This window comes from Heyndrickxia sp. NPDC080065, from assembly GCF_050281185.1.
Lineage (GTDB): Bacteria > Bacillota > Bacilli > Bacillales > Bacillaceae_C > Heyndrickxia.
Map to the genome: position 1 here is coordinate 83,292 of NZ_JBNNWS010000006.1, position 13,304 is coordinate 96,595.

Annotated in this window: 7 protein-coding genes; 3 read left to right on the forward strand and 4 right to left on the reverse strand. The window is 35.1% G+C overall.

The genetic code is table 11. From position 1 onward, the window contains the following. Positions 1-549: 549 nt before the first annotated feature. The 4 genes from ACQKP0_RS08570 to ACQKP0_RS08585 all read right to left on the reverse strand — a co-directional run bounded on the left by ACQKP0_RS08570 (position 550) and on the right by ACQKP0_RS08585 (position 2,964). Positions 550-1,134 (reverse strand): peroxiredoxin family protein, encoded by a 585-nt coding sequence (locus ACQKP0_RS08570; protein WP_427405413.1) that lies wholly within the window; start codon positions 1,132-1,134, stop codon positions 550-552. Beyond that, a complete protein-coding gene (locus tag ACQKP0_RS08575) occupies positions 1,131-1,745 on the reverse strand; it encodes a hypothetical protein (protein ID WP_427405414.1) in 615 nt (204 codons plus the stop codon). Before ACQKP0_RS08575 ends, ACQKP0_RS08570 begins: the two co-directional genes overlap by 4 nt. 4 nt (positions 1,746-1,749) lie before the next feature. Then, complete coding sequence (locus ACQKP0_RS08580) at positions 1,750-2,136, reverse strand: OsmC family protein (RefSeq protein WP_427405415.1); 387 nt, start codon at positions 2,134-2,136, stop codon at positions 1,750-1,752. Between the two features lie 129 nt (positions 2,137-2,265). Then, complete coding sequence (locus ACQKP0_RS08585; RefSeq protein WP_427405416.1) at positions 2,266-2,964, reverse strand: response regulator transcription factor; 699 nt, start codon at positions 2,962-2,964, stop codon at positions 2,266-2,268. Positions 2,965-3,369: 405 nt separating this feature from the next. Between ACQKP0_RS08585 and ACQKP0_RS08590 the strand changes: the two genes are divergently transcribed. The 3 genes from ACQKP0_RS08590 to ACQKP0_RS08600 all read left to right on the forward strand — a co-directional run bounded on the left by ACQKP0_RS08590 (position 3,370) and on the right by ACQKP0_RS08600 (position 13,256). Beyond that, complete coding sequence (locus ACQKP0_RS08590; protein ID WP_427405417.1) at positions 3,370-4,851, forward strand: N-acetylmuramoyl-L-alanine amidase; 1,482 nt, start codon at positions 3,370-3,372, stop codon at positions 4,849-4,851. A gap of 672 nt (positions 4,852-5,523) precedes the next feature. Beyond that, a complete protein-coding gene (locus ACQKP0_RS08595) occupies positions 5,524-8,673 on the forward strand; it encodes a hypothetical protein (protein WP_427405418.1) in 3,150 nt (1,049 codons plus the stop codon). Between the two features lie 419 nt (positions 8,674-9,092). After that, positions 9,093-13,256 carry an Ig-like domain-containing protein gene (locus ACQKP0_RS08600; RefSeq protein ID WP_427405419.1) on the forward strand — a complete coding sequence of 1,388 codons (4,164 nt, stop codon included), beginning with the start codon at positions 9,093-9,095 and terminating at the stop codon, positions 13,254-13,256. Positions 13,257-13,304 lie beyond the last annotated feature (48 nt).

Consider the following 13,304-nt stretch of genomic DNA (forward strand, 5'->3'; position numbering starts at 1 on the left):
TTCCAGTTCTGGTTACATTGATCAGAGAAAAGGAATCAATCAATCCCATTAATTCCAGTTCTGATTACTTTGATCAGGGAAAAGGAATCAATCGATCCCATTGATTCCAGTTCTGGCTATTTTGATCTGTGAAAGGGCATCAATCGTACCTATTGATTCTAGCTCTGGTTATTTTGTTCAAAGATGTACCTCATCCAACGCGAATGAGGTACATCAATGTCCTATTTTCCGAATGAAGTGCTTCATCCCAAACGGATCAGAATATAAATTAAGAAATCGGCAACCTCGCCGATTTCTCTAATTTCACACATACCTCCCATAGAAAGAAGCACATCATTTTCCTCAAAAGGTAAGAAATTATAAAATTTACTAAGGGTATTAGGCATGAAAAGTGTCTGCTCTGTCTAGCTCTAGCGCCTATCGGCTAGCGGATTTCTATGTCTTCTCCCTACGATAAGTCAACATCGACTCGCCCCTCGCCGTGTTTCCTTTATCTCAGTCGAAGATTGCAAAATCAGTACGCCGATGAGCAAGGCGCTTACGCTTTTCTTAGTCTGCTGTCAATTTCTCCATCATCTCTTCATCCATCGGACCAATCTGTTTTTTAAGGATTTTCCCTTCCTCATCAAGAATATAGCTCGTTGGGATCGTAAACACTTGGTACTGTGCTCCGATCATCCCCACTTCATCAAGAAGGATGGGGAAGGTGAGTTTGTATTCTTTTACAAAATCTTTTACTTTTTGTACTTTTTGTAGACTCTTCTCATTACTAGTTAAATTAATAGCAACCACTTCAATCCCTTTGGATTTGTTCTTTTCATAAAAGCTTTGCATATGTGGCATCTCTGCACGGCACGGTGGACACCAAGTTGCCCAAAAGTTTAAAATGACCTTTTTTCCTTTAAAATCGGATAGCTTGGCTTGTTTCCCTGATAAAGTTGTTAATTCAAAATCTGGTGCAAAATCTGCCTCTTGATTATTGGTAGCGTTCGTTTTTGAAGCGGGATTTTTAGCAGTGACAACTTCCTCTGAATTCTTCTTTTTTCCACCGGTGGTTACCGGCTTCCACATATTGATCACAACAATCGCAACAGCTATGAGCAGGATGGCAATGGGAAGTATATTTTTCTTCAAGACATGACCTCCTTTTTATTAGAAATAATAATGAAGAACACTGTCAACCAAGTAAAAGTAATCGTATCAAGGGATATAAGTGGTTGGAAAAGACTAATGATTAAAAACTCGAGCAAAATCAAAAATAAGTAAATTTGTAGTGAAATAGGCTTCTTTTTCTTCACCCGCGATAAGAAAAATAAATAGATACCAGTTAATCCAATGAACTGGACAAGTAACGCAAACCAGCCATTAGCAAAAAATTGAAGACACGCTTCATATACAAGGAAAAACAAAATGAAGACCATTGTTGAATGGTTATCGAACAAATCAGAATTCTTTCTTGCTACTATCAATAAATAGATGCTTAAAACGATAATGGCGAGTATATGCCCTCTTGCACCACCATGAAAATACAATATGGATACAGGACTAGTAAGAGACACTTTCAAATTAAAAAGTATATAACTTAGCTTCCATATTAATATGTAAATCAAAAATCCATTCCAATACCAATGACCGACTTTCTTTTTCGTTGCGATTTGATACAGTCCTGCAGTTACGAAAAGAGCAAATATAACAGCAAGCCATTCCACAGGGATAGAACGATTCAAAATTTCAATATATGTCATGCTTTCACACTACAAAGGCAATCTCAAAATTAATATGAATACTGTTAATCACTGATTGAATCATTCCACAATGCTGAATAACAAGTGCAGACAACTTAGCGGATTGCTCCTCCGTTAATTGTTTATCTGAAAAAACATTCGCCTTAAAACCAATGTGCTCAATTCGATTGGCTTGATCAGGATTTCTAACTACATCCGTATCTATCTCGATTTTTGACCATTCAATTCGTTTCTTTCGTAAAATATTTCCTAGTAATGTACCACTGCATCCTGCTAAGGAAGAAATAAATAATTGAATGGGTCTGAAACCCAATTCCTCATTTGATGAAATGGAAAGTGAACCAAATTCGAATTCCCCAGTGACCTTTCCATTTTCTATCGTAAAGTTCATGCGTGATCACTCCTTTAATGAACAGTATGATTCGTCTTTGTTAAGAAATGATTAAGAAGATAAAAAAGTATGGATTTTAATATGGGCGGGCTATCCCTGAACATTTGCTTATCGTATGTGACCATGGCATTATGAAGGCGCAAATTTATATCCCATTCCTCTCACTGTTTGGATATAATCCTTCGGAGCTTTTTCTTTTAGCTTATCCCTTAAGTTTTTAATATGAACATCAATCGTTCTTTCAGTAACGGCTTTTTCCTGTTGGTCATATATATGGTTTAATATTTGCTCTCTTGTAAAAATCTGCTCCGGGTGCTGCATGAACATATGAAGGAGTTTGAATTCAAAATTAGTTAGATCAAGGATTTCTCCGTTAACAAGTGCTTCCCCTTTAACAGGCTTAACAGTTAGACCAGTAAAGCTAATCCTCCCGCATCGACTCGCTGTTCTTCTTAAAACAGCTTCAATTCGAACCATTAATTCTGCAGGACTAAAAGGCTTCACTACATAGTCATCCGCCCCTAATTTAAAGCCTTTAATTCTCTGCTTTTCAGAAGCTTTAGCAGAAAGCATGATGACAGGAATTAAACTTTCAAATTCTTCTCTTAGCCAGTGGCATAATTCTTCTCCACTTATTTCTGGAAGTATGAGATCAAGAATGACGAGACAAGGATCGTATTGTTGAATCATCCTTTTTCCAACTTGGCCATCTTCAGCTTCAAGCACCTCATAGCCTTCTTTTTGTAAATAGATTTTGACAAGGTGGCGAATATTAGGATCATCTTCAATGATAAGAACAGTTTTTCCGATTAAATTTGTACTTACCAATTATTCTTCCCCCTTACTAAATGAAAATAGTTTAAAACTACCAGCTATGTATAAATTCTCTATAATGATTAAACTTAAGTGATTTGTTTATTTATTTCAAAAAAGAAGAAAGCTTGTGAACGAATCGACAGCAGTCTTGGATTATTTCCATTTTAACAGTTAATGATCTCTAAACACATCGTGAAAAATGATAAGATTCTTACATCTATCGCAAACCAATTTCTGATTCATTCATCCCATTTCACTCCCTAAGTATTAATAAATATGAGAAATCCCTCCATTCATCTAGTGCAAAAGTACTATTTTAACCAACTACTCCACAATTTCTAAGAAAATACCAATTTCTTCTTCAAAATATGGTAAACTATGACATGATTATACATAGGAAAGGAGCCGGAATTGGTGTTGAAAACTCGAAAAATACTATTTTTTGTCGTAGCATTTCTACTTATGTTTACCTCTTTTCAAACACAAGGCTATGCTGCATCGTTTAAAGCCCCAGATATTAAGAAAGTCAAACCAATCGGTGAGCGGATTGTCACAGCCACCAGCCTCAATATTCGTAAAGGACCTAGCACAAAATACAAATCTGTCGGAACAGTGAGTAAGAATAAGAAGGTTAAAGTTTACCAGATTAAGAGCGGCTGGGCGTATATTACATACGGAAGTAAAAAAGGATATGTAAGTGCTTCCTATTTAAAGGCGGTAAAATCAAAAAAAACATCAGCAGTAAAAAAACCGATTGGCGAACGAATTGTCAACGCCACAACCTTAAATGTCCGGTCAGGACCAGGGACCAAATACAAGAAAGTTGGTTCGTTGAAGAAAAACAAAAAAGTCAACATCTATGAAATAAAGGGTAGCTGGGTTTATATCATTGATGGGAAACTTAAAGGCTATGTAAGTAAAACCTACTTAAAAACGGTTCCACCGAAAAAGCCAACAGCATCTAAACCAAATCCGAAACCAGCGCCAAAACCGGATCCAAAGCCAAAACCAGATCCAAAACCAGATCCAAAGCCAGAACCGAAACCAGATCCAAAACCAAAACCAAAACCAGATCCATCGAATCCTGGTGAACCAACAGATCCTGATGATGATGAAAACGCACCGGTGGTTGGACATGGAAAATCAAACGGGGATCGAATTGTTACAACTTCATTAAATGTTCGTACAGGTCCAAGTACATCGTACAAAGTCGTCGGAGTATTAAAGCAAGATTCAATTGTAACGATGTATGATATCAAAAATGGCTGGGCGTATATTAGCTTTGGAAAATTACAAGGCTATGTTAGAACAACCTATCTAGAATCAACTACCCGTGATGATGAGAGGATTATCGTCATCGATCCTGGTCATGGTGGAAGTGATCCTGGATCAAGTGGCAATAAACTAATTGAAAAGGAAGTAACACTTTCAGTCAGTTTACGTGTTCAAAAACTGTTGAAAAAAGCAGGAATTGAAGTCGTAATGACTCGAACAGGCGATACATATCCTACTCTACAAGATCGAATTGATATCGGTGTAAAAGCAAATGCCGACGCTTTTATTAGTATTCATGGGAATAACTTTTCAAAGGAAAGCGCCAACGGAACGGAAACCTACTATAATAATGGTGGAACGAAAGATCGAGCAAATGATAGTATTAAGCTCGCAAACTTTATTCAAAAGCGTCTCGTAAAAGCAATCGAAACAACCAACCGTGGTGTAAAACCACAAGAATATCAAGTAATAAAATATAATCCACTACCTGCTGTATTAGTTGAGCTAGGCTTCTTATCGAATAAAGAAGATGCAGCAAAATTAGCATCCGATGAATACCGAGATCTTGCAGCAAAGTCCATTTATCAAGGTGTATTGGATTACTATAATTATATTGGAAAGTAAAAAAACGGGCCCCAGCCCGTTTTTTATTTATAGGAATAAAATGACCCCCACTTGAATATTATTTAACTTAGTGATATTTTTATCCTTCGAATTAGACAATCTTTTGAACATTGAAAAAATATTAAATATTTATTACAAATATAACAAAATAGTAACAAATGAAATTAAAATTATTTCAGTATATTAAGTAACAAAACAAAACTTTTGATCTAGAGCGCCAATATTGCGATGACGAGTAAAGTAAAATTATGTGAAAAATATAGTTTCATAGGTATAAAAATTATATAAATATTGTCGATATAAAGAAGGAACATGGTGAAATTTATCACATTCTGTAATACTGGTAAAAAATTCTTCTAGTCTAAAGGTTGTAATTTGTGCAAAATACGGTAAAATGTATGTAACAAGTAAATTAATCCAATGCATAGATAATATGGCAATCCATGAATAAAGTAGTTGACCTGGTAATTTATACTGGTTATATTATTATTTAATGGATATGTTTTAATTTGCTTAAGTATGTATTTTGCTAGTTCCTAAGAGACGACATATCGATTAGATTCATAAATACTTAGATCATTTAATGGTTACCGTCAAATGATCAATCTAGTAAAATATGTCTCTAGGCTAGTTGAATAACTTTATAGATAGTAAAAGGGAGGAAATACCGGAATGGCATATCAACCAAAGTCTTACCGTAAATTTTTAGCTGCAACTGCTTCTGCTGCAGTAGTAGCAACAGCTGTCGTGCCAGCAGGTGCAAGTGCGGCTTCAGCAACTGTCGTTTCTAGCGTAACAGCTAAAGACGGTTCAGTTACTGTAAAATTAAACAAAAAAGTTTCTAAAGTAAAAACTACAGATTTCAAAGTTACTCGCAAAATCGGTAGCGGAGCTGCAAAAACAGTTAAAGCTTCTAAGGTTACCCTTGGTAAAGATAAAAAGACTGTTACAGTAACACTACCAAAAGTAGCAGTAACTAAGAAAACTCAAAGCGTAGTTGTTTCTGTTTCTTACAAAGGAACAAAAGCAAAAGCTGCTAAAGCATTCAAAGTAGCTGGCAAAACTACACCACCATCACTTAAAGTGACTGGTATCACAAACAATGATGTAACAAACAAAACAAAACAAACTATCAAAGTAACAGCTGGCAAAGACGCTACTAAAGTGGTTGTTACACTTAATGGCAAAGCAGTAAAAGGAAGCAAAGGTTCTTATGCCTTAACTTACAAAGCTAACGCTGCTAATACAGTAGTTGTAACTGCAGCTGACAAACTAGGCAACACAGCTAAGAAAACTTATAAAGTAACTGTAGATACAAAAGCTCCTACACTTTCAATCAACGACATTAAAGATGTTGTTAATGAAGCAGAACAAACATTGAAAGTAACTGCTGAAAAAGGTGCAACTGTAACAGTTACACTTAACGGTGCAAAAGTTACTGGAACTGGTTCTGATTACAAATTAACTCTTAAAGAAAACGAAAACACAATCGTTGTGACAGCTAAAGATAAAGCTGGTAACCAAGCTAAAATTACAAAAGTTGTTAAATACGATGCAACTCCTGCAATTAAGAGTGTTACTGCTTCTAGCTCTAAAACATTAAAAGTTGAATTCAACAAAGCTGTTGATGATACTAAGGCTAAATTCGAAGTGAAAAAAGCGGGTATCTCTGTTAACGTTTCAAAAGTAACATTTGCTGATGACAAGAAATCTGCTACTTTAGAACTTTCTGCTAAGCTTACAAAAGGTGAATACACAGTTAATGTTTCAGGCTTAACTGAAAATGTATTAACAAGCACGATAGCAGTTGAAGATGAAAAGGTTAGCAAAATTGAAATTCTATCAAAAGTTGCAGTTGTAGATAACTCTGCAGAACCAAAATCAGCAACAGTTGGTTACCGCGTAGTTAACCAATATGGTGAAGATATCTCTAACAGAGTTAACCTTACAACAAACGATAATACTAATATCTCAGCATCAGGTGGAAAAGTTTCCATTAATGTAGAAGGTAAAAAAGTTGGAGACAAAGTAGCTGTAACGTTAATTGATATTGAAAGTACTAAAACTGTTACAGAAGTAGTTGAATTATCAGCTGCTGCTTCAGTAAATGATGTTAAAGTTACTGGTCTTTACAATAAAGATGGTAAAACTTTGACTGAAGACACTAACTTATCAAATGATGCATTCTATCTTCTAGTTGATGCAAAAGATCAATACGGTAATACCATTACTGATGCAGCGAAAGTTAAATCAGGATTAATTCTTTCTGAAACTAACCCAACTGTCATCTCAACTGGTACTGTAAATAACGTACCTAATGTTGAAAAAATTACTGTTGATGGTCAAACTAAAACTGCAATTAAATTAACACAATATGAAGTTAACGGTGTAAAGCAAGGACTAAAAGCTGGCGAAACAACTATTAATTTCATTGCAAAATCAAATGGTAATCATGATTCTTACACTGTAAAAGTTGCTGAAGCAACTCGTGCAGATTCTGTAAGCTTAACTCAACCAGAACTAGTAGTTGCTAAAGAAGATGCATTTATTCCTGCAGTTGTAACTGATAAAGCAGGCAAAAATATTACAGATGTAAAATTATTAAACGACTCTGTAAAAGGAGTAAAAGTTTCTATTGGAAGCCAAAGTGGAACTTTTGTTACTAAAGATGGTGCATTGTTCCTTAAAGTTCCTAGTGCTGCACTTCAATCTGAAGGGTATGTAACAGTATTTGCTCAATCTTCTACTTACAAACCTACTACATTGATATTAAATGTTAGAAAAGCAGCAGAACCAGCAGTAATCCGTGGACTTAATAGCGATTTCAGCAAAACATTATTAATTAATAAATCAACTCAAATTGGTCATGGTGACCTAGTTGTAGAAGACCAATATGGACGTGTAATGTCAGCTGATAAACTTAAGGCAGCATTATCTGGTGACACTAAAGTAGTTGTTAAGAAAGCAGATGCTGACAGCACAGTATTTACAGTAGTTGGAGACAACATCACTGGAACTAATAAATCAACAGTTGAAGCTGGTAAAGATAAAGGTTCTTCAAAACTTTTATTCATCCTTTCTAAGGACGGCAAAGAAATTTCTAGCAGTACTGCTGAAGCATCAATCCGTGTAACTGACGGTAAAGAATATACTTCATATACTGCTGATGAACTTGGATTAGTATATGATGTAAAAGGTGCTGGTAAAACAGTAGCTTCAGATGACTATGATAGTGAACTTGAAGTATACGGTGTATTAAATGATGGCAGCAAAGTTAAACTTGAAGCTGGTACAGACTTCTCTATCACATCAACTAATGCAAAGGTTGAAAAAGCTCTTGAAGATGGCGTTATTACTTCTTCAGAATTAGGCCTTTCATATGATACAAATAAATCAGAAGTAGAAGCATCAGTTACTGTAACTATTAATTCAACTGGTAAACAGTTCACACAAAAAGTTACATTCTCTAAAGCTGCTCCATCTGTTAAATCTGTAAAAGTATATAACGGTAAAGATGCAGTAACTTCTGTAAGCCTTAAAGAAGGAACTACTGAATTTACAGTTGCAGATTTGTTTAAAGAAGAATATGCAGTTAAAGTAACTGATCAATACGGTGCTGTAGCAACAGCTAATGGTACATTTGCTGACGGTACTGCAATTTCACAAGCTAAATTAACAATTGTTCCTGTTTCTGGTTCACTTACAATCACTGGAAATGGAACTACAGGCGCTAAAGTTGCAAACCTTAAAGCAGGTAATTCATTTGATGCTACAGTAGTAGTAGGCGGAGTTTCAACAGTTGTACGTGTAACTGTTAAGTAATTGTTGTAAGAGACACAGGGAAAGATTCCTTGTTCCTGATTTGAAAAGCTCTGCGGAGAGAATCTCTGCAGAGCTTTTTTGTGTATGATAAATTTTGAAATAATTATCCTCTCGTCAAATATAGTTAAAATAGTAATTGCTCAATTACTGGATAAATTTATTAATATAGATATCTTGATACAATATTTCAAAAAAAATATTTATTCTGATGAGTAAAAAATATCAGTAAATTTCAGGTTTATATATTTACACAATAATCAATAAATGGTAAATTGAAATTATATAGGGAAATTTGTCCTATATTGTGAAAGAAAGTAGTATAAGGGGGGATATTAAGGATTTTTATCATTCTACAAACCATTTAAACTATATAAATGGTTTAAGAAGTTTAAAGAAATATAAATTTAGGGGGGAATTTTGTGAAGAAATTAAAGAGTATGAGAAAAGTAGTATTTTCACTATTAGTTTTCTTATTGGTTTTTTCCAATGCATTTATTGGATTGAAAGGGGCAAAAGCAGAGTCAAATGAAGATAAAGCAGAAATTGCTTCATTGACAAAAGAATTACATACAAAGAAGCTCCAAAAGACATCCGAGGAAAACAACAATTATAAAGATAGTGATACCGTACGTGTTATTGTGGAACTGGAAGGGGCTCCTGCGATTGAAACGGCAACTAAACAAGGAGTTCGTTATAAAGATTTAACAAAATCAAAGCAAGAATCACTGCAACAAACAGTAGTAAAAGAACAAAAGAATTTTATTTCTACACTTAAATCCAAAAAAGTAAATCTTGATATCGAAGATACATTTACTACCGTAGTGAATGGGGTAAGTGGAACGATAAAATATGGGAATATTAAAGAATTAAAAAAACTACCAAATGTAGAAGGCGTTTATATTGCCAACGAATATAAAAGACCAGAAATAAAACCAAATATGGTGACAAGCAAAGAACAAGTTGGCGCTGGAGAGACCTGGAAGCTAATGGGTTATAAAGGCGAAGGAATGGTTGTAGGTATTATTGATTCTGGTATTGACCCAACCCATAAAGATATGGTTCTATCAGAAGGAACTCACCCTAAATTGACGAAATCTTCAGTAACAGATGCAATTGCTAAATATAAGTTATCTGGTGTGTATCATAGAGAAAAAGTACCTTATGGATACAACTATTTCGACAAAAATCAAGACATTATTGATACAAATCCTGGTACCCATATGCATGGTATGCATGTTGCTGGTACTGTTGCTGCAAATGGCGATGAAAAAAACGGTGGGATACAAGGTATTGCTCCTGAAGCACAATTATTAGCGTTGAAAGTATTCGGAAACGACCCGAAAATAGCAACTACTAATTCAACCATTTATATTAAAGCGATTGATGATGCTATCAAGCTTGGCGCTGATGTGTTAAACATGAGTTTAGGTTCCCCTGCAGGGTTTGTAGAAGCCGAACATCCTGATCAAAAGGCAATTAAAAATGCAGTTGATAATGGAATTATCATGTCGATTTCTGCAGGAAATGAAGATAACTTTGCTAGCGGTTTTGAAACACCACCATTTGCATCCAATCCAGATATTGGATTAGTTGGTACACCTAGTGTAACAAATGAGTCCATTTCTGTAGCTTCACTTGAAAATACTCATATGAATGTTGATGGATTGACATATAAAGTTAACGGTGAAGAAAAGTCTCTAGGATTTTTATCAGCAGGAAGCACTCATCCTAATGATGTAGAGCAAAAAACATTCGAGATTTTAGCTGCCGGATTAGGTAAGCCAGAGGATTTTACAGACAAAGATTTTACAGGTAAATATGCATTAATTAAACGTGGGGATATCAGCTTTGCTGAAAAAGCATTGAATGCACAGAAAGAGGGTGCAGCAGGTGTAATCATTTATAACAATCAAAGTGGTTTAGTAAATATGGCATCTGATGAAGCTGTCAAAATACCACAGTTATTTTTACAGCAATTAGATGGTGACACATTAAAGAAAGAAATAGATTCTGGTAAAAAAGTGGAAATTACATTTACAGGCAAGAAAAGTGAAATGGTGAATCCAAGCTCAGGACAAATGAGTGATTTTACTTCATGGGGACTAACTCCAAATTTAGATTTTAAACCAGAATTAACAGCTCCTGGTGGTCAAATCTATTCAACTCTTAATAAAGATCAATATGGTTTAATGAGTGGAACATCAATGGCAGCACCACATGTTGCAGGTGGTTCAGCTCTAATGTTAGAATACGTACAAAAAACTTTCCCAGAGTTAAATGGGGCTGACAAAGTTAATAGAGCAAAGATATTGATGATGAATACAGCAATCGCTGTTGAAGATCCAGAAGAAAAGGTTTTATATTCCCCTCGTAGACAGGGTGCTGGTTTAATGAAACTGGACGCTGCTGTTCAAACACCAGTTTACGTAACAAATAAAGGAACTAATGAAGCGAAAGTAGCTCTTAAAGAAATAGATGGAAATGTTGTTTCCATTACATTAACGGCAACAAACTTCAGTGATAAAGATGTCACTTATCATGTGGACACAACACCTTTAACAGATTTAATTGAAGATGGTTACAATTTGTTAACAGCACAGAAAATCGAAGAAGCACAAGTGTCTATTGATAAATCTGAAGTAAAAATACCAGCAAATGGTTCAGAAGACGTTACCATTACAATTGACTTATCAAAAGCTGATGCGGAATTATCTGCATTAATGGAGAATGGATACTTTGTAGAAGGATTTGTAACGTTTAAAGCTGATGAAGAATCTGGAATCCCAACACTATCTGTTCCATATGTAGGATTTAAGGGAGATTGGAATAAGGCACCAGTACTAGATCCGATGGTATATGATGAAGGATCATTCTATGAGATTGCTGGAATGTTAGATCAAAAATTTAATTATTTAGGCTATAATCCAATAACAGATACGGTAAATAAAAGTAAAATTGCGTTTTCGCCAAATACAGGTAAAAATCAAAATAAAATTGTACCAGTATTAACATTCTTAAGAAATAGTAAAATTGTTAACTACAGTATTGTTGATGCAAAGAAGAATAAAGTTCGTAATATATTTGATGACGAATATCAAACAAAGAATTATTTTGACGCAAATGAACTACCAACTAATAATATGTATGAATTAAATCCTAATTATACATCGTGGGATGGAAAAGACGAAAATAATAAAGTAGTAGAAGATGGTCAATACTACTATCAGATTACAACACAGGTAGATTATCCTGGCAAAGAGCCGCAAGTATTAGAAATTCCTGTAATTGTAGATACGAAGGCTCCTGAAATTCATAAATTAGCATATGATGCAAATTCTGAATATCTAACAATTGAAGCATCAGACAAAGATGGTAGTGGAATCAATTATTTCGAAATTTATGTAAACGGTAAATTGCTCGGAGGTGTTGCTGCAACAGATGCAACTTTATACCAAGTAAAGATTCCTGGTTTAGCAGGTACTAATTTAACCGTAGTTGCAGTTGACTATGCTGGGAATAAATCATCTTTAGAACTTAAAGATATAGCTCCAGGAACACCAGATCCAGGCACACCTGACCCAGGTACACCTGACCCAGGTACACCAGGTGAAACAACCGCACCTGATGCACCAGTTGTACATTCTGTTTCTGATAAAGATATAACAGTAACAGGTACAGCAGAAAAAGGCTCTACTATTGAAGTTTATGCAAAAGACGTGAAATTAGGTTCAGGCGTTACAGCTGAAGATGGTACATTTAGTATATCTATTAGCAAACAAAAAGCTGGAACTAAACTAACGGTAACAGCAAAAAATGCAACAGGTGTAAGTAAAGCGACAGAAGTAGTTGTTTTAGATAAAACTGCTCCAGAAGCACCGAAAGTTAATGCTGTATCAGATAAAGATACAAAAGTAACAGGAACTGCAGAAGCAGGTTCAACAGTAACTGTCTTCGCTGGAAAAACAACACTTGGCTCTGGAACTGCAGATAAAGATGGTAAGTTTAGTATCACTATTAAAAAACAAAAGGCTGGTACTGCATTAACTGTTACAGCTACAGACAAAGCTGGTAATACAAGCAATGCAACTAAAGTCGTTGTATTGGATAAAACACCACCAGCAGCACCAAGCGTTAATTCTGTAACAAGCAGCACAACGAAAGTAACTGGTAAAGCTGAGGCTGGTTCAAAAGTTGTCATCAAGGCAGGCAATAAGCAAATTGGTTACGGATCAGCAAATAAAGATGGTAAGTTTAGTATTTCCATTAAAGCTCAAAATGCAAAAACAACCTTATCAGTAACAGCAACAGATAAAGCTGGCAATGTAAGTAAAGAAAAATCTGTCCAAGTAAAAGCAACTGTCCCAACTGTAAAGTCTGCTACTCAAACAAAAGTAACGGGTAAAGCGAAAGCTGGAGCAAAAGTTTACGTAAAAGTTGGAAATAAGGTTGTCGGTTCTACAAAAGCAAACAAAGCTGGAAATTACTCAATTAAAATCAAGAAACAAAAATCAAAAACATCAATCTCTGTATACGCTGTAGAAAATGGCTTACAAAGTGGTGTAAAGAAAGCAAAAATTAAATAAAAAAGGGATAAGTTTTATGTCCCAGATTTGCAATAGCCCTGTGGAGAA

Bases quoted from the DNA above. Each gene is read 5' to 3' on its own strand.
- ACQKP0_RS08575 (WP_427405414.1), bottom strand. From the start codon at position 1,745: ATGACATATATTGAAATTTTGAATCGTTCTATCCCTGTGGAATGGCTT.
- ACQKP0_RS08580 (WP_427405415.1), bottom strand. From the start codon at position 2,136: ATGAACTTTACGATAGAAAATGGAAAGGTCACTGGGGAATTCGAATTT.
- ACQKP0_RS08595 (WP_427405418.1), top strand. From the start codon at position 5,524: ATGGCATATCAACCAAAGTCTTACCGTAAATTTTTAGCTGCAACTGCT.